This is a genomic window from Streptomyces sp. NBC_01808, from assembly GCF_035917395.1.
Lineage (GTDB): Bacteria > Actinomycetota > Actinomycetes > Streptomycetales > Streptomycetaceae > Streptomyces.
In genome coordinates, this window is the sequence record NZ_CP109072.1 from 7,247,585 (window position 1) to 7,265,320 (window position 17,736).

The following is a 17,736-nucleotide window of genomic DNA, read 5'->3' on the forward strand; positions in this document are numbered from 1 at the left end:
GACATGAAGCGGCCAGCACGGTGGTCGGTCGTCCTTGTCGCAGGACTGCTGTCCGGTTGCGGCAGCGCAGGCTCCGGCTCGTCGTCCGGCGCCGCCGACGACAAACTCGTGGTCTGGGACTGGAAGTCCGGAGAGGAGACGGCCGCCTCGTACATCGAGGAGGCGAAAGCCGACTTCGCCGCGCAGCACCCCGATGTGACGGTCGAGTTCGTGGCCCAGCCCTTCGACCAGTACTACACCCTGCTCGGCACGGCCATTCAGGCCGGCAAGGGCCCCGACGTCATGCTCTTCAACGGCGGCGGCCAGATACGCGACCGCGCAGACGCCCTCCTTCCCCTTGACGACTACCTCACCGAGGACAGGCAGCGGCTCGCCGGCTGGGAAGCCTTCACCGCGAAGGGCAAGACCTATGCCGCACCGGTGACGCTGCAGGGCCATCCCCTCTACTACAACAAGGCGCTCTACGAAGAAGCCGGACTCGACCCCGATCACCCGGCGACCACGTGGCGCGAGTTCACCGACGACTGCGAGGCCATCACCGAGGCGACGGAGGCCAGTTGTCTCTCGCTCGGGAACAAGGAGGGCTTCGGTATCCAGTTCTTCCTCTCGGGACTCGGGCCAGGGGTCCTCACCCCCCGCGAGTACGACGACTGGACCGCCGGGGACCGGGACTGGAACTCCCCCCGCGTGCGGCGGATCTTCGAACTCTGGAAGGAGGCCGACGCCGCCGGCCTGAACAACGACGGGGTCAACTCGACCGCACTGTTCAACGACGCCTTCGCCCTCTTCCAGTCCGGCAAGGCAGCCCACATCGTCGGGCTGATGTCGGACGTCGGGCACTGGAAGGACTTCGGCGAGTTCCTGGACCCGGACGACATCGGCGTCATGCAGGCCCCGCGTGCCGAGACCGACGCCGAGCCCTGTCTCCCGTACGACGGCGGAATCGGCTACGCGGTCGCGAAGTGGACGAAGAAGCCGGACCTGGCCGCAGACCTGGTGCGCTCCCTGACCTCGACAGACGCTCTCCAGGCGTTCTACGCCGACGCCGGCGCGGTCGTGTCCGACACCACCATCGACGTAGCGGACGGGGGAGCGGCCCTCTCGGCGATCACGTCGGAGATCGGGGCAGGCAAGCCCGCGCTGCACGTCGCGCTGTCCACCGAGACGCTGGAACTGATGGGGAGGCTGTCGCAGCAGATCCTGAGCGGATCGACCAGTATCGACGACGCGCTGAAGCAACTGGCCGACTCCGACCGGAAGGGCTGACCTCGTGCTGCTCGGAGACGCGCAGCCGCCGGCCGGCCGGGCCGGTGCCGAGCGGACCGGCAGGACGAAGACCCTGCGGCGCGCACGCCGTGCGAGCGCGGGGACGAAGTCTCCGCGTGCTGTCGGCGCGCAGCGTGCGGAGCGCCTCGCGCCCTACGTCCTGGTGGCCCCGGCCGTCCTGATCATCGGGACGCTTCGGCTGTGGCCGCTGCTCCTGGGCGTCAACTTCTCCTTCACCGGCGACGGCGTCCTCGACGGGACCGCGGTCGGCCTGGACAACTACGCGGAACTCTTCGACGACCCGCTCTTCCGGACCGCGTTGAAGAACGTCGGACTGCTGGTGCTGCTCCTCCCCGTGGCGGTGGCGATCCCGGGCATGCTCGCGACCTTCATCTTCCTGCGTGTGCCAGGGCACCGGCTCTTCCGGAGCGTCTACTTCTTCCCGGCCGTGCTCTCGCCGGTGATCGTCGGCGCGATCTTCAACCTCCTGCTCGCCTTCGACGGTCCGCTCAACTCCCTCCTGGAAACGGCCGGCATCGGTCCCGTCGACTGGCTCGGCGATCCGGACGTCACCATGTTCACCGTCGCCGGCGTGCATGTCTGGGCGACGTTCGGGATGGCCCTGGTGGTCTTCCTCGCCGGCTTCTCCACGCTGGACACCACCCTCCTCGACGCCGCCCGCGTGGACGGTGCGTCGCTCGCCCGGGTCATCCGGCACGTGATCGTCCCCGGCCTGTCCCGCACCATCCAGTTCGTCTTCGTGACCACCATGATCGGGATGCTGACCTCCATGTTCGGTCTGCTCTACGTGATGACGAGCGGCGGACCGGAGGGATCGACCTACCTGCCGGAGTACTACATCTGGATCCAGCAGGGGCAGATGAACCGCCCGGCGCTCGCCTCGGCCGCCTCGACGGTTCTCTTCCTGATCATGCTCGTGGTGGGGCTCGTCCAGATCGGGCTGCTCCGCCGCGCGGGGAGGGAGCACTGATGCGCTTCCCCCGCGCGAGGCGCTGGGCGGTCGCCGTCCCGATGGCGGCTCTCGCCCTCGCGACGGTCTACCCCCTCGTCTTCACCGCCAACGTCGCCATGAAGTCCCGCCGCGACTACATCCTCGACCGGTTCTCCCCGGCGGACTCCCTGCGCTGGGACAACATCGCCACGGCGTGGACGAGCGTCGGGCTCGGCCGGTACTTCGTCAACTCCGTCATCGTGGTGGCGTCGGCCGTCGCGCTCCTCCTGCTGATCGGATCGATGGCCGGCTTCGCACTGAGCCATCTGCGGTTCCGGGGTTCACGAGCACTGTTCCTGTGCTTTCTCGCGGCGCTGTTCGTGCCGTTCCAGGTGGTCATGGTCCCGCTCGCCCAGGTCATGGCCGACACCGGCCTCATCGACACCTACCCCGGGCTGATCCTCGCCTACGTCGCGCAGTTCCTCCCCTTCACGATCTTCCTGATGACGAGCTACTACACCGGCATCCCGCGCGAGATCGTGGACGCCGCCCGCGTCGACGGGAACACGCTGTACGGCGTCTACCGGCGGATCATGCTGCCGATCGGCCGTCCCGCACTGCTGTCGGTCGGCATCCTCAACGCCCTGTTCTGCTGGAACGACGTACTCATCTCCCTGCTGATGATGCCGTCCGCCGAACACCGCACCCTCATGGTGGGCGTCACCTCACTGCGCGGACAGTACTCCGACGACATCCCCACCTTCGCCTCAGGAGTGCTGATCGCCGCACTCCCGGTCCTCGTGATCTACCTCTTCTTCCAGCGCCAGATCGCCGACGGGATCACCGCCGGCGCCACGAAGGGCTGACATGCGGATCACCGGATATCGCACGCTGACGACCTTCCACGACTGGGGCCGGCCCGTCGGCGACGCCAACGGCGTACTCACCGACGGGATCACGCCGGTGCCGGTGATCCTGGTGGACACCGACGCCGGAATCACCGGCGCAGGACTGGGATCCCACACCGCGGCGGAAGCCGTCTTCGCCGCCGTGGACGGCGAGGACCCCCGTTGCGTGACCGCGCTCTACGACCGCATGATCCGGCAGACGTTCAAGGCCGGCCACAGCGGCGCCGTCTTCGGGACCATCGGCGCATTCGACACCGCCCTGTGGGACATCAAGGCGAAGGCCGCGGGCGAACCGCTGTGGCGCCTGCTGGGCGGACGGGACCGAACAGTCCCCGCCTACGCCTCCGGACTCGACATCGCCCTCAGCGACGACGACCTGGCCGCGGTCTACCAGGTCTACGCCGAGCGCGGCCTGCGGGCCGCCAAGCTCAAGGGCGGCCTCGACATCGAGCGGGACCGCGACCGCCTGACCCTCGTACGGGAGATGCTCACCCGGGCCGGACGCGGGATGCGGCCCGCCCTGATGCTCGACGCGAACGAGTGCTGGACCCGCAAGCAGGCGGTCCGCCACGTCTGTGAGCTGGAGCAGACCCTGGACCTCAGCTGGGTGGAGGAGCCCGTCCGGCGCTGGGACGCCGAGGGCCTGGCCGCTGTCGGACGAGGGATCCGGGCGTCGGTGGCGAGCGGGGAGAACCTCACCGGGCTCGAACAGTACCGCCCGCTTCTGGTCCGGGGCGCGGTCGACATCGTGCAGGCGGCGGCGGGCTGGGGCGTGACCCACTTCCTACGGGTCGCAGCCCTGGCTCACGCCCATGACCTGCCGGTCAGCCCGATCGGCGGCTCTCCGGTCGCCCTGCTGCACGCCGCCACAGCCCTGCCCAACCACCTCGCAAGCGAACTGCAGAACCTTCAGGAGCCGGTCGGCCTCTCCTTCGACCTGTGTGTCGAGGACGGTGCCTTCGTCCTCGGCGACCAGGCGGGCCTGGGCATCGAGGTAGACGAGAAGACGATTGCGGCGGCGGCAGGACCCCCGCCCACCGCCGCGTACGAGGGTCCCGCCGTCCGGCCCGAGTACGCCGGACGGCGGCTGCTGGCCGTGGCCCACCGCAGCCCCCTCGCCGGTGACCCTCCCGAACGTCCCGGGCCCCGACCGCCGCATCGTCCCGACGATGTGCCGCACACCGCTCAGCCCTGAACCCCCGCCGCGACGAAAGGTAGTGGCCATGCCCCCACTCCGCTCACGGTACGCACGCACAAGCGCCGCGGCGGCAGCCGCGGCCCTGGCCGCCGGACTGCTCGCCGCCCTGCCCGCCGAATCCTCTGCCGCAGCCCGGCAGCACACGCTCGTCGTGGCGCCGACCGGCAGTCCCCGCGCAGCCGACGACGGCCCGGGCACCGCCGGGCAGCCGTTGCAGACCCTGGCGGAGGCGCAGCGACGGGCACAGGACCTCGCCCGCCGGGGCGACGGTGACGTCAGGGTGAGTCTGCTGAAGGGAATCCACCGCCTCGGTTCCCCGCTGCGCTTCGGTTCCGCCGACTCCGGCCGCGACGGACACACCGTGACCTGGACGGCCGCACCGGGAGCGGAAGCCGTGCTGAGTGGCGCGGAACCGGTCACGGACTGGGAGCTCGACGACCCCGCGACGGGCATCTACAAGGCCGACGTCGGCACCGGCTTCGACAGCCGGCAGCTCTACGTCGACGGCGTACCGGCACAGCGCGCGCGGACCGGGCTGTCCCGGTCCGACATCACGCTCGACGCCACGGGCTTCAGCCTCGACAACCCGGACCTCGCCTACCTCGCCACCCTGCCCGACCAGGGGCGCATCGAACTCCAGGCGAAGCTCTCGTTCACTAACCGGTTCGCCCCCGTACAGAGCATCTCCGGCTCGAAGGTCGTCATGCAGCAACCCGCCTGGGACAACAACACCTACGGGTACGACACCATCCAGTCCCCGTTCCGGACCCCGGTGTTCTCCCTGCTGAACTCCAAACGGTTCCTCGACGAGCCCGGTGAGTGGTACCTGGACACCACCGCCGGCACGCTGTTCTACAAGCCGCTTCCGGGGCAGGACCTGCAACGCGCGCAGGTCGAGCTGCCGCGGCTGGAATCCCTGCTGGAGGTCGGCGGCACCTACGACGAGCCGGCCCGCAACCTCCGGTTCGAAGGGCTGACCTTCACCGGCACCACCTGGCTGCACCCCGGCAGCCCCAACGGCTACGCCAACCAGCAGACGGGCGCGTTCATCACCGGAGTCCAGCCCCACAGGCCGTCCGACGCCTTCACCTCGTGCGCGGTCGGCTGCCGCGGCTTCGAGGGTGCCCGCAACAACTGGGCACAGGCCCCCGGGGCGGTGCAGGTGTCGGCGGCCGAGGACATCGCCTTCGAGGACAACAGCTTCGTCAACCTCGGCTCCGTCGGCCTCGGCATCGGCAACGACGCCAACGCGCACGGCACCGGGGTGGGTCTGGGCGCGAAAAACGTGTCGGTCGTGGGCAATACCTTCACCGCGAGCGCCGGCGGCGGCATCGTGGCGGGCGGGGTACGCCCGGACGCACACCATCCGTCCGACCCGCGCATGACCAACAGCGACATCCTGATCAGGAACAACCGCATCCACTCCACGGCGCTCGAATACCTCGACCAGGACGGCGTCTTCGCCAGTTACGTCTCCGGACTGGCCATCGAGCACAACTACGTCTCCGACATGCCCTACACCGGCATCGGGATCGGCTACGGCTGGGGTGCCAACGATCCGGGCGGCAGCCCGGAGTACGTCAACCGCGGGCTCTACGACTTCCAGCCGGTCTACCAGACTCCCACGACGCTGCGTGACGTGCGCGTCGTGGGAAACCACGTGCGCAACGTCGTGCAGACGATGTTCGACGCCGGCTGCATCTACAGCCTCTCCGCGATCCCGGGCGGCGTCGTCGACGAGAACTACTGTGAGAACAGCGGGCAACTCGGCCTGTACTTCGACGAGGGTTCCCGCTACCTCAGCGGCGGCCGCAACGTCTTCGTCGGCAGCGCCGGTCAGTGGGCGCACGCCAACAACCAGAACGGCAACCGCACCGGCGACCTCACCCTGGTCGGCAACTACACGACGAACCCCGCCATCACCGGCATCGTCGACGGCCAGCGCGGCAACGTCGCCCGCGACAACGTCACCTTCAACGTAGGCGACATCCCCGCCGGAGCCCGCGACGTGATCTCCAACGCGGGGCCGACCGGCTAGGCTGCGTGCACGGGCACCGCAGCCGCGGTGCCCGTGCACGCAGCCGGGTGCGGTTCAGTCCGGTGGTACGCGGACGTCCCTGCCGCTGAACCGCCGCCAGTAACTCACGCAGGTGTCCCGCCAGTCGGCCGCGTCCGTCTCGTGGAGCGCCAGCTTGGCCCTGACCTCGGCGAACCGGCGGGCGTCGATCCAGGGTTCCAGCGAGTCCCAGGTTCGGCGCATGCCGCTGACGTACCGGACACCCGAGTAGTAGTGGTGGACGAGTTCGTCCCAGAAGATCCTGCCACTGCTCATGGGGCGGTCCCAGGGCACGTGATGGAACCACATCATGAGGTTCTCGGGGACGGTGTCGATGTCTCCGTAGGCCGCTTCCAGGGTGGGGGAGTACTGGGCGGTGAAGTTGCTTCCGGAGGGGGAGCGGTCGTAGCCGAGGCCGGCGCTGTCCGCCTTGTTGTAGTAGACGGGGTTCCAGTCCTCGCGCGGGAGGTGTGATTCCGAGGGGCCGGGGCCGTAGTGGACGTCGGCGGTGAATTGGTGTGCGATCCCGAGGGGAGTCTGGTAACTCACCAGCGCTTCCCAGGAGCCCATCATCATGGAGACGATCGCGTCGACGACGCTCCGGCTGTTGCTCCAGGTCATCCGCACCCAGTCGACGGCGATGTCCGCGGAGTCCGCGGTCCAGTCCCAGGACTGGCGGCCGAAGGCGTACAGGTTCGCCTGGGAGAAGTGGTGTCCGGTCAGGTTGTCCGCGTTGCCCAGGTTGGCCACGCCGACGACGGCGGTGTCCGAGTGGCCCTGGGCCGTTCCGTCCACGACGTGGCCGACCAGGCGCCTGTCGAGGGGCCGGCCCCGCTCGTCCGTGGCGTGGGTGTCGGTCTTGAGGATCTCCTCCCACATGGGGGCCAGGAAGCAGAGCATCCGGTTCTGGCCGGTGTACTCCTGGGTGATCTGGAGTTCGAGGGCCTGGTTGGTGTTCTCCATCCGGCCGAACATCGGGTGGACGGGCTCCCTGGCCTGGAAGTCCAGGGGACCGTTCTTGGTCTGGAGGAACACGTTGTCCAGGAAGCGGCCGGTGGTTCCGTCGGGCTGGGCCTCGTCGTCGATGTGACCGAACTCCAGGTAGGCGCGCTTCAGCCGGTCGCTGTCGACGTCGGGGTTGTAGACGAAGGTCCGCCAGTAGATCTTCAGGCCGAGGGGTGCCACCGCGGTCGCCATGCCGTTGGCGCCGTCTCCGTGGTCGTAGCCGAAGTCCTGAGGGCCCGGCTGGCCCTCGGAGTTGGCCTTCACGGTGAAACCGAGGAAATCAGGTACGGATTCCTGGATCAGCCGGGCCCTCCGGGTCCACCAGGCCCGGAAGTCCGCGTCCGTGGGCGCCATCTGCTCCTCGGTGAGCGTGTCCGGTGCGAAGCGGCCGTCCAGGGGCGCCGCGTAGCGGATGGAGAGGGCGAGCCTGATCCCGTACGGCCGCAGCGCGTCGGCCAGCGCGGCCTCCTGGGCGATGTACGCGGGGGTGAGGTAGGAGTTGTCGGCGTTGACATTGTTGATGGTGATCCCGTTGATCCCGACGGAAGCCATCGCCCGCGCCGCCACGAGGTAGCGGTCGAGGACGACCGGCAGGTTCAGCGGGGCACTGGCGCCGGTCGCCGCGAAGTTGAAGATCGCGCCGTTCTCGCCGTGCAGCCCGCCCGTTCCCGGCTCGTCGTTGCCGGCGTAGAGACGCTCGGTGTCCCAGTAGTTCAGGTGCCGGTTGGCGACCCTCGGAGTCTCGGTGAGCGCCAGTCCAGTGATCGGCTTGTGCGTCTGGATACGCCGCAGGAAGGCGAACGTGCCGTACAGTGCGCCCACTTCGGTGGTGCCCCCGATGAGGGTGAACGCCCGGCGCCCCTGGGAGACCGACCTGATGACGAAGCCGTCCCGGCCCACGCGCTCCAGCTCGCCGGCCGGCAGGAACCGGCGCACGGCCTGTGAACTCTCCGGCGTCCCCACGACGACGGCGCCGTCGGGCAGGACGTCCCCCGGCCGCGGGAGTGCCCGCACCGGCCGGTCCAGCAGCCCGCTCAGGCCCCGGACCAGCTCCTCCCTGGCCGCTTCCAGGGTCGATGCCATCAGCCGCTCGGTCGATCCCGGAGCCATACGCAGGTCAGGTGTGTGGCGGTACGAAGCGTTCCGGTCGGCGTTCTCCACGACGACGGCGGTCACCTGCCGCCGGTACTGTCCGAGCAGGTGCGGATCGCGGACGGGCACGTAGCGCAGCCACATGTCGGAGCCGTCGTAGTCCTCGTCCCGCGGCCCGGCGGGACCGAAGCGCGCGCCCTCGCGGCCCAGTGCCTCCGCGGCCGTGCCCGCGTTCGGTCCCAGGGCCGCGCCCGCCGCGACCGCACCCATGAACGACCGTCGATTCATTGACATGAACCTGTCTTACCAAATCGTTCCCGACTTGTCAGTCTGAAGAACACCGATCACGTCTGTGAACCCCTTCGTGGTCGCCTCCGCGTCTCGGGGTCACGGGGCCGCCAACTCGAATCGCGCCACCCGCACGCTTCCTCCGAGCGCTTTGGTGGCGTGGTTGAAGACGGCGTAGCGGTAGCCCATGAAGAACTGCCAGGCGTTGTTGAGCGTGAAGGCGGGCCCGAGCGGGCTGAAGCCGCTGCCGGCTGCCCTGGAAGGTGTCCGTGCCCGTCATCGGCGCGACGGGGCGCGGGGGCAGCGGTGCGGTGTACGCCTGTCCCCAGGCGCCGTTCACGAGTTGCAGCACAGGCCAGCCGTCCCAGGTCCACGTGATCGGGGCGAGCGCCGGGACCCGGCCGCCGGGGTACGCGTCGACGAAGGCCATGTAGTGCCACTGTCCGTCCGGAGTGCTCACCAGGCCGCCCTGGTGCGGCACTCCGCCGCCGGCGATCGGTCCGGGCAGGTTGAGGAGCACCTGCCGCATCTCGTACGGACCGAAGGGGCCGGAGCTGGACTTCAGGATGTACTGGCCGTTGGCCGGACGGGTCAGGAAGATGTAGTAGTTCCCGTTGATCTTGTAGAAGCGGGCTCCCTCCAGCGTGCCGACGCTCGACGGGGTAGTGAACACCTGCTGGGAGCGGACCTGGGTGCGCGCGTCCGGCGCGAGCCGGGCGACGTGGATGGCGGTGTTGCCGTAGGCCACGTACGGCGTGTCGTCGTCGTCGAACAGCAGGCCGGCGTCGTAGTAGACCTCGCCGAGCGAGGCGTGTCTGGTCCAGGGACCTTCGACGGACGTGGCGGTGTAGAGGTAGGTGCGGGCGAAGTCGATCTGGCCCACCCAGTAGAAGGTGCGGCTGCTCGGGCGGTAGCCCAGGGAGGAGGCCCAGATGCCGCGGACATAGCCGCGGCCGCCGTTCAGGTCGTACTTGCTCCCGAAGTCGAGCACCGGCACCGAGTGCCCGGCGAACTCCCAGTTGACCAGGTCGTAGGAGCGCAGGATGGGCGCGCCCGGCGAGTAGTGCATCGTCGAGGCGGAGTAGTAGTAGGTGTCGCCGACGCGGATGATGTCGATGTCCGCGAAGTCCTGCCACAGGACGGGGTTCGTGTACGTCGCCAGTGGGGCCGCCGCGGCGGGGGATGCCGCGGCCGGCCGGGCATGTGCGGGGTGTGCGAGGGGCAGCGCGGTCGCGGCGGCCAGCCCGGTGGCGGCCGTCAGTATGCTCCGGCGGCTCCAGGGCCGCAGTGGGTCGGACATGGGGGGTCGGCCTCCTCCGTCGTATCGGGGTCAGCTACGGGTCCACCGCTGGTGTGCCTGGCCGCCGCAGGCCCCCAGGACCAGCCGCGAGCCGTTCGCGGTGGCCGCACCGCTCGCCTCCAGGCACAGTCCGGCGTGCACGTTGCGGATCGAACCGTCGGCAGCGAAGGTCCACTTCTGGTTGTCCTGGCCGTTGCAGGTCCAGGTGATCACCCGGGTGCCGTTGGCGGTCCCCTGGTTCTCGGCGTCCAGGCACTTGTCGCCGAAGACGCGGATCTCTCCGCCGGCCCACGTCGTCCAGAGCTGGTTGGCGGCGGTGTGGCAGTCCCAGATCACGACGGCGGCGCCTGCGGCCGTGGAGGAGTTCTCCACATCCAGGCAGCGGCCGGAACCGTTACCGCGGATCCGGGAGGTCTCGGCGGCGAGCGGCGCGCCCCCGGTGATCCGGAACGCCGTCACGCCATGCGCGGGTACGCTCGCGGTGATCTGGCCGCTCGTGTCCGACGTGGCGCCGGTCCACAGGTCGGTGAGCGTGAACGCCCCGCCGGTCAGGCCGATCTGTGCGGCCGAGGCGCTGACGGTGGCGGTGCCGTTGCCGCGGTTGAACAGCCCGACGGCGACCGAGCCGTCGGACAAGGGCTTCGCGAACACCTCGGTGGCGCCGTCGTCGCGGACCCGTCGTCCGCCGGCGCCCAGGGGGTCCTGGTTCACCGCCAGCAGCCGCTGGTTGCGTAACACCGCGCTGACGTCGGCGGACATCGTGCGGATGTCGTTGCCCGCCATCAACGGCGCGGCCATCAGCGCCCACAGGGTGAAATGCGACCGCGACTCGGTCAGCGACAGCCCCGGTCTGCCCACGACCAGCATGTCCGGGTCGTTCCAGTGGCCCGGGCCGGCCTGGGCGGCGAGCGGGGCGTTGACGTCGACGACGTTGCCGACGCCCATCGGGTAGCTGTTGACGTTGCCGTTCTGCCAGATGTCGAGCAGGTCCTCGGTGGTACGCCACAGGTCGGCGACCTCGCCCCAGTTGTACGTGGAGCCGGTGATCGCGTGGAAGCTGTTCGGGTTGATGCTGTAGACGATGGGCCTGCCCGTGTCCCGCAGGGCGTCGCGCATCAGGGAGAACCGGGATACCTGCTCGTCGCGCGTGCCCGCGGGCGAGCACCAGTCGTACTTGAGGTAGTCCACGCCCCAGGAGGCGAAGGTACGGGCGTCCTGCACCTCGTGTCCCATACTGCCGGTCGAGCCGGGGAACGTGCCGACGCGCTGCGCACAGGTGCGCTCGGTGGGTACCTGGTAGAGGCCGAACTTCAGGCCGCGGCTGTGGATGTAGTCGCCGAGCGCCTTCATCCCGCTGGGAAACTTCGCCGGGTGGGCGCGCAGGTTGCCCTGGGCGTCGCGTTGCGGGTCGAACCAGCAGTCGTCGACCACCACGTACTCGTAGCCCGCGTCCCGCATGCCCGAGCTGACCATGGCGTCCGCCGCCTGGCGCACCATGTCCTCGGTGACGCCGCAGCCGAAGCTGTTCCAGCTGTTCCAGCCCAGTGGCGGGGTGACGGCCGGGCTGCCGGGTGCGGCCTGGGCCACCGGCTGGTGGGGCGCGGCGGCGGAGAGCGCCAGCACCGCGGCCGTCACCGCGAGCAGGCGGGCCAGTCGCCTTCGTGATCGGGTGAGCATTTGCGGCTCCTTTCGGCGGACCCGTCCCGCGGGAGTCCCGCTCGCCGCGGGACGGGTGCTCGCCTGTGGCTGTCCGGTGTTCGGCGGGTGGTGCCGGCCCGGGCGTGCGGGCCCGTGCACGGACCGGGAGGCTTGCCCCGGCGCCGGGCGTCAGTAGCCGTAGATCATCTTGTAGGCGACCTCGGGCAGGAACTGCCCGGCGGTGGAGCCTGATCCGACTCCGCAGTTGCCGTCGGACTCTCCCGGGGTCTTGACCCACAGGAGCATCTCGGCGCCGCCTCCCTGCTGGGTGGGCGTGCCGATCCTGCGCCCGCCGGGGTTGCACCACTCGCCGTTCGAGCCGTTGCCGTTGCGGCTGGTGTCCACGACGAACGGCTTGCTGTAGCCGTAGCGCTGGCCCAGTGCCTGGTTGACGCCGCCGGCGTACGACACGTTCTCCGAGGTGGTGAAGTAGTTCGAGACGTTGAGGGAGAAGCCCCTGGCGAGGCTGAGCCCGGAGGAGTGCAGACGCTGGGCCATGGTCGAGGCGTCGACCCAGCGGGGGTTGCCCGCGTCGAGATAGACCCAGGCGTTCGGCGCGCTGGACCGGAACTGCGAGAGGGCGTTGGTGAGCATGTTCTGCCGCTCGGCGATCTGCGCCTGGGACATGCAGCTGTAGTCGCCGAGGGCGTCGGGCTCCAGGACGACGACTGCCGGACGGCTGCCGATACCGCGGGCGAAGGAGTCGATCCACCTGGCGTACTCGGACGGCGACGCGGCCCCACCGCCCGAGTGCCCACCGCAGGCGTCACGGCCGTACATGTTGTACGCGACGAGGAGCGGCAGCTTGTCGGCCGCCTGGGCCGCTCCGGTGTAGGACCCCACGGCGGAGCCGATGTCGCCGCTCCAGGAACCGAACCAACGGGCCATGGGGGTACCGGCGATGGAGGTGCGGATCGCGGCGGCCCGGCCGTCTCCGGGGTTGGCGGCCGCCCAGACCGCGGGGCTGGAGTTCGGGTCGACGTAGAAGCCGCTGGTCATGGCGAGCGGGGTGGGCGCCGCCTGCGCGGACGGAGACGACGCCAGGAACAGCGGCAGAGCCAGGAGCGCCGCCACCGCCCCGCGTATGAGTTTGCGCATCGGTGAACCTCATTCATGAAGGGAACGCCGCGAGGCTTTCGTCCTGAGCCCGCGGCATGAAGGTGCGACGATGTCGAACTGCCGCACTCCGAGCACGAGTGGCGCACGGGAGCGCTGGTATTGGGAGCGCTCCCATTTTGTGGCAGAGATTCGCGAGTGCTACCGGTCATCGTGTGGGCGCTGATGGGAACCTGTCAAGAGTTGGCGCGCGGCCACTCTTCACCGGAGGGCGGGCAGTCGTTAGGGTCCCAGGACTGGAAGCGCTCCCGGTCTACGGGGGGCGTCCTCGCCACCACGGTTCGGAGGCCCCGGGATCCATGACAGACGTGCCGCGCCGGCAGCCCACACTCGACGAAGTGGCCGAGCGTGCCGGCGTCTCCCGCTCGGCGGCCTCCCGGGTGCTCAACAACGCGCCCCACGTCAGCCCCGCGAAGCGTGCGGCAGTCCTACGGGCCATCAGGGAACTCGACTACGTGCCGAACACGACGGCGCGGGCGCTGGCCACCCGGCAGAGAGGCGCGGTCGCTCTCGTCATCTCGGGCGAGGCTCCGTCGATCTTCGCGGACCCGTTCTTCGCGAAGGTGATCGTCGGTGCCTCCGGCGCTCTGGAGGCGGCCGACCTGCACCTGATGCTGTGCCTTGCGGCAAGCGAGCGCAGCCGACGGCGTCTCGCGGAACTCCTGCGCGCCCGGGGAGTCGACGGCGCCATGTTCATGGCCGTCCGGGAGAACGACCCCGTGCTCCACCTCGCCCGGGAGACGGAGGTCCCGGTCGTCTTCGGCGGTCGCCCGGCGGGATTCGACGCGCCGTGGTACGTGGACGTCGACAACGCCGGTGGCGCACGCCAGGCCACAGAGCACCTGCTCGCCTGCGGACGGAGGCGGGTGGGCATGATCTGCGGGCTGCCGGACACCGAGGTGAGCCGTGCGCGTCACCGCGGCTACCGGGAGGCCGTGATCCTCGCCGGACTGCAGCCTTTCCCGCCGGAGTACGGAGACTTCACCGAACCCAGCGGCGCCGCCGCCATGGCAGCACTGCTGAAGCGGCAACCGGAACTGGACGGGGTGTTCGCCGCCAACGACAACATGGCGGCCGGCGCGCTGCGCACGCTGCGCGGCTCGGGTCGTGCGGTGCCCACCGATGTCGCGGTCGTGGGCTTCGACGACCTGGACATCGCGCAGATCGCCGAACCGTCGCTGACCACGGTCCATCAGCCCATCGAGGCCCTGGGCCACGAGATGGCACGCATGCTCGCCGGGCTCATCGCGGGTGAGGACCCCAGCTCCCTGATCCTCCCCACCCACCTGGTCGCACGCTCCAGCACCTGAACGGCGGCCGCACCGACGCGGGTCGCCCGCGAGCACACGGGTCACACCGTCCAGGCCGTCGCGGACTGCTGTCCCGCCAGCAGACCGCGGGCCTCACGTCGGAACGCAAGACGTGAACATCGAGCCACCCCGTCATCTCCGACGCCTCACCGCCAACCAGGCACAAGCTCGTTGGATCGCCGGGTGAGCAACACCGTTCGGCCACGGTCGACGAGTTCGCCGTGCGCTGACCGTTGACAGCCGACGCGCACCTCCTTACTGTCTCGCCAGTATTTCGAACGCCTGCCGAAATCTCGAACGGATGAAGGAGCCACCTGCCGTGCGCATCACGGGAATCAGCACGCACGTCGTCGGCACCCCCTGGCGGAACCTGACCTACGTCCAGGTGCACACCGACGCGGGCCTGACCGGGGTCGGCGAGACCCGGATGCTGGGCCGCACCGACGCCCTGGTCGGCTATCTCCGCGAAGCGGAGGTGAACCACATCGCGGGCTCCGACCCGTTCGCGATCGAGGATCTGGTCCGCCGGATGAAGTACGGCGACTTCGGCCGGGCCGGCGAGATCGTGATGTCGGGGATCGCGTGCGTGGAAACCGCCTGCTGGGACATCAAGGGCAAGGCGCTGGGCGTGCCGGTGTGGCAGTTGCTCGGCGGGGCGGTGACCGACCGGGTGAAGGCGTACGCCAACGGCTGGTACACCACCGAGCGCACGCCCGAGGCGTACCACGAGGCCGCCCGCCGGGTGGTCGAGCGCGGCTACCGGGCGCTGAAGATCGACCCCTTCGGCGCCGGCCGCTTAGAGCTGGACCACGCCGAATCCCGCTACGCGGTCTCCCTCATCGAGGCGGTACGCGACGCCGTCGGCGACGAGACGGAGCTGATGCTGGAGATGCACGGCCGCTTCTCGCCGGCCACGGCGGTGCGGCTGGCGCGCGAGATGGCGCCGTTCCGGCCGGCGTGGCTGGAGGAGCCGGTGCCGCCGGAGAACCTCAAGGCGCTGGCGAAGGTGGCCGAGCGGGTGGACGTGCCGGTGGCGACAGGTGAGCGGATCCACGACCGGATCGAGTTCCGTGAGCTGTTCGAGAGCCAGGCCGCGGACATCGTGCAGCCGGATGTGGGCCACGTCGGCGGCATCCTGGAGACGCGCAAACTCGCCGCCACCGCCGAGACCCACTACGTGCTGCTCGCGCCGCACAACGTCGGGGGCCCGGTGCTGACCGCTGCCTCCCTGCAAGTCGGTTTCTGCACCCCCAACTTCAAGGTCCTGGAGCACTTCAACGACTTCGCCGACGCGGAGATCAAGAAAGTGGTCAAGGGCGCTCCCGAGGTGGTCGACGGCTACTTCACGCGCTCCGAGGCGCCGGGCCTGGGGGTGGAGTTGGACACCGACGCGGCGGCGGAGTTCCCCCAGCAGCGGGCGCACTTCGACCTGTGGGCGGAGGGCTGGGAGAAGAGGAACCCCGATGACTGAGTCCCGCCGTGCCCTCGTGCCGCGGGAGCCAGGGCGGCCGATCCGGCGGGATGTCCGAGCTGGGGGCGACACCGGCGGAGTTCATCGTCGCCCTGGTGCCGGGGTACGGGACAACGGCCGTCCCCGGTCGGCCTGGGCACGGAGTACCAGCAGGTCGTCAAGGGGCCGGTGTGGGCGGCGCCGGTGGGCTTCGGCATCTGGAACAAGCGCGGAGCGAAGTGCAGGCCCGCGATGCGTATGACCCGACCCCGAACTTTCGCTGACGAGGAGTTATCCCCATGACCCCGACCACGAGCAGACGCTCCGTGCTGGCGGCTACGGCCGGCAGCCTGGCCGCCGCCGGGCTCGCCGCCCCGGCGGCCGCGCACACCGCGGGCCGGCCGACCCTGCCCTTCCGCGAGCCGTTCGGCCGGCTGGCCGACGGCACCGGCGTGGACCGCTGGACGCTGGCCAACGGCGGTACCCGGATACGGGTGCTGTCCTACGGCGGCATCGTGCAGTCCCTCGAACTGCCCGACCGCCGCGGCGGGTACGCGAACGTGTCGCTGGGCTTCGACGACCTCGACGACTACGTCGCCCTCAGCCCGTACTTCGGCGCGCTTATCGGCCGCTACGGCAACCGCATCGACAGCGGCCGCTTCACCCTCGACGGCCGGACGTACCAGCTACCGCTCAACGACGGGGACCACAGCCTGCACGGCGGCGACAAGGGCTTCGACAAGCGGGTGTGGGACGTCGAGCCGTTCACCTCCGCGGCGGGCGTGGGCCTGACCCTGCGTTACGTCAGCGGCGACGGCGAGATGGGCTACCCCGGCGCACTGTCCACCCGGGTCGACTACACCCTCACCGCAGACGGCGACTGGCGGATCGACTACGCCGCCACCACCTCCGCGCCGACGGTCGTGAACCTCACCAGCCACGTGTACTTCAACCTCGCGGGCGAGGGCAGCGGCGACGTCTACGGCCACGAAATGAAGATCGCCGCATCCCACTACACCCCTGTCGACCAGGGTCTCATCCCCACCGGCGAGCTGGCCCCGGTCGCGCGCACCCCCTTCGACTTCCGCCGGCCGAAGGAGGTCGGCGCGGACCTGCGCGACGGCCACGAGCAACTGCTGTACGGCAGGGGCATCGACCACAACTTCGTCCTGGACAAGGGCATCACCCGCGCCCCGGAGCGGGCGGTCACGGTCTGGGAGCCGTCCTCGGGCCGCACGATGACGATCAGGACCACCGAGCCCGGCCTGCAGTTCTACAGCGGCAACTTCCTCGACGGGTCCTTCGCGGGCGCCTCGGGCCGGGTCTACCGTCAGGGCGACGGCTTCTGCCTGGAGACCCAGCACTTCCCCGACTCCCCGAACCAGCCGTCGTTCCCCAGCACGGTCCTCCGCCCCGGCGACACCTACCGCTCCACCACGGTCCACTCCTTCCACACGGACTGACCCCGCCCGCCCCGCCCCGCCGCACTTCACGTCCCGCGGGGCGGGGCTCGTCCGCGCTCGCACGTCATCCGGGGAACGCGGCACCCGTGCCTGAGCCGATTCGACTGCCGGAATACCGCCTCGGGGTCGGTCGGCCCGGTATCAGCGGCAAGGCGGAAGGCGGGGCGGGCAGGTGGGCCAGACGCGGTCCTCGCGGAAGGGCTCCGGAACATCGTGTGGCTGCGGTAAGAAGCCCAGGACCCGGGGCCCTTGGAGCCGAACGGCCCTTCCTGGGCAATTCCGCCCGAACCCGGCCCTGCTTCATGTGTCCTGCGCGGTGGTTCAGGATGGGCGGACACCGCGGAGGGGGTTCTCCGGCCCCGCCGGCTGCCCGGAGCAGGGCGCGCGCCCACGCTGTACGCCACGTACGGCGCCGTGAGGCACCGGCAGCCCGGCCCGGTCCTTCAAATGTCGTGAACATTGCGAGAATTTTACAAAGAACGTAGGCCATGGATGGCAGAAATTTGTCCTGCGTGCCCGGCGTACCGCTTTTCCCGGTGGCGGCTGATGATTGTGCGGGCGTTCTGGCCGGAGCGCTTGCCCTGCCTGCTTGACGACTCCGGCGCCTATCGATATCAAGCCATGTAAACGCTCG

General features: G+C 69.9%; 11 protein-coding genes and 1 pseudogene. 8 read left to right on the plus strand and 4 right to left on the minus strand.

The annotated features are described in order from the left end of the window. Window positions 1-3 precede the first annotated feature (3 nt). The 5 genes from OG946_RS31980 to OG946_RS32000 all read left to right on the plus strand — a co-directional run bounded on the left by OG946_RS31980 (window position 4) and on the right by OG946_RS32000 (window position 6,362). Window positions 4-1,266 (plus strand): ABC transporter substrate-binding protein, encoded by a 1,263-nt coding sequence (locus OG946_RS31980; protein ID WP_326799420.1) that lies wholly within the window; start codon window positions 4-6, stop codon window positions 1,264-1,266. A gap of 160 nt (window positions 1,267-1,426) precedes the next feature. Continuing rightward, window positions 1,427-2,257 (plus strand): carbohydrate ABC transporter permease, encoded by an 831-nt coding sequence (locus tag OG946_RS31985; protein ID WP_326800433.1) that lies wholly within the window; start codon window positions 1,427-1,429, stop codon window positions 2,255-2,257. Then, a complete protein-coding gene (locus OG946_RS31990; RefSeq protein ID WP_326799421.1) occupies window positions 2,257-3,084 on the plus strand; it encodes a carbohydrate ABC transporter permease in 828 nt (275 codons plus the stop codon). Before OG946_RS31985 ends, OG946_RS31990 begins: the two co-directional genes overlap by 1 nt. Window position 3,085: 1 nt before the next feature. Further along, window positions 3,086-4,321 carry a mandelate racemase/muconate lactonizing enzyme family protein gene (locus OG946_RS31995; protein ID WP_326799422.1) on the plus strand — a complete coding sequence of 412 codons (1,236 nt, stop codon included), beginning with the start codon at window positions 3,086-3,088 and terminating at the stop codon, window positions 4,319-4,321. 28 nt (window positions 4,322-4,349) lie between these two features. Next, the gene (locus OG946_RS32000; RefSeq protein ID WP_326799423.1) at window positions 4,350-6,362 is read left to right on the plus strand and encodes a right-handed parallel beta-helix repeat-containing protein; all 2,013 of its coding nucleotides are present in this window, start codon (window positions 4,350-4,352) and stop codon (window positions 6,360-6,362) included. Window positions 6,363-6,416: 54 nt separating this feature from the next. On the opposite strand, the gene OG946_RS32005 is transcribed toward OG946_RS32000, so the two are convergent. The 4 genes and pseudogenes from OG946_RS32005 to OG946_RS32020 form a co-directional block, all read right to left on the minus strand. After that, a complete protein-coding gene (locus OG946_RS32005; RefSeq protein WP_326799424.1) occupies window positions 6,417-8,771 on the minus strand; it encodes an alpha-glucuronidase family glycosyl hydrolase in 2,355 nt (784 codons plus the stop codon). Between the two features lie 244 nt (window positions 8,772-9,015). Then, window positions 9,016-10,065 (minus strand): annotated as a pseudogene (locus OG946_RS32010) (glycoside hydrolase 43 family protein); the annotation flags it as partial. Window positions 10,066-10,095: 30 nt separating this feature from the next. Beyond that, complete coding sequence (locus tag OG946_RS32015; RefSeq protein WP_326799425.1) at window positions 10,096-11,742, minus strand: glycoside hydrolase family 27 protein; 1,647 nt, start codon at window positions 11,740-11,742, stop codon at window positions 10,096-10,098. A gap of 150 nt (window positions 11,743-11,892) precedes the next feature. Next, window positions 11,893-12,861, minus strand: coding sequence for a glycoside hydrolase family 6 protein (locus tag OG946_RS32020; protein ID WP_326799426.1), 969 nt, complete (start codon window positions 12,859-12,861; stop codon window positions 11,893-11,895). 317 nt (window positions 12,862-13,178) lie between these two features. Between OG946_RS32020 and OG946_RS32025 the strand changes: the two genes are divergently transcribed. The 3 genes from OG946_RS32025 (at window position 13,179) to OG946_RS32035 (ending at window position 17,102) form a co-directional block, all read left to right on the plus strand. Further along, entirely contained in the window at window positions 13,179-14,189 is a 1,011-nt protein-coding gene (locus OG946_RS32025) for a LacI family DNA-binding transcriptional regulator (RefSeq protein ID WP_326799427.1), read from the plus strand. A 319-nt stretch (window positions 14,190-14,508) separates the two neighbouring features. Beyond that, window positions 14,509-15,660 carry a mandelate racemase/muconate lactonizing enzyme family protein gene (locus OG946_RS32030; RefSeq protein WP_326799428.1) on the plus strand — a complete coding sequence of 384 codons (1,152 nt, stop codon included), beginning with the start codon at window positions 14,509-14,511 and terminating at the stop codon, window positions 15,658-15,660. 278 nt (window positions 15,661-15,938) lie between these two features. Next, window positions 15,939-17,102: an aldose epimerase family protein gene (locus tag OG946_RS32035; protein ID WP_326799429.1), complete on the plus strand. Its 1,164-nt coding sequence runs from the start codon at window positions 15,939-15,941 to the stop codon at window positions 17,100-17,102. The last annotated feature ends 634 nt before the right edge of the window (window positions 17,103-17,736 follow it).

Bases quoted from the DNA above. Each gene is read 5' to 3' on its own strand.
- OG946_RS32005 (WP_326799424.1), bottom strand. From the start codon at position 8,771: ATGTCAATGAATCGACGGTCGTTCATGGGTGCGGTCGCGGCGGGCGCG.
- OG946_RS32035 (WP_326799429.1), top strand. From the start codon at position 15,939: ATGACCCCGACCACGAGCAGACGCTCCGTGCTGGCGGCTACGGCCGGC.
- OG946_RS31980 (WP_326799420.1), top strand. From the start codon at position 4: ATGAAGCGGCCAGCACGGTGGTCGGTCGTCCTTGTCGCAGGACTGCTG.
- OG946_RS32025 (WP_326799427.1), top strand. From the start codon at position 13,179: ATGACAGACGTGCCGCGCCGGCAGCCCACACTCGACGAAGTGGCCGAG.
- OG946_RS32020 (WP_326799426.1), bottom strand. From the start codon at position 12,861: ATGCGCAAACTCATACGCGGGGCGGTGGCGGCGCTCCTGGCTCTGCCG.
- OG946_RS31995 (WP_326799422.1), top strand. From the start codon at position 3,086: ATGCGGATCACCGGATATCGCACGCTGACGACCTTCCACGACTGGGGC.
- OG946_RS31990 (WP_326799421.1), top strand. From the start codon at position 2,257: ATGCGCTTCCCCCGCGCGAGGCGCTGGGCGGTCGCCGTCCCGATGGCG.
- OG946_RS32015 (WP_326799425.1), bottom strand. From the start codon at position 11,742: ATGCTCACCCGATCACGAAGGCGACTGGCCCGCCTGCTCGCGGTGACG.
- OG946_RS32000 (WP_326799423.1), top strand. From the start codon at position 4,350: ATGCCCCCACTCCGCTCACGGTACGCACGCACAAGCGCCGCGGCGGCA.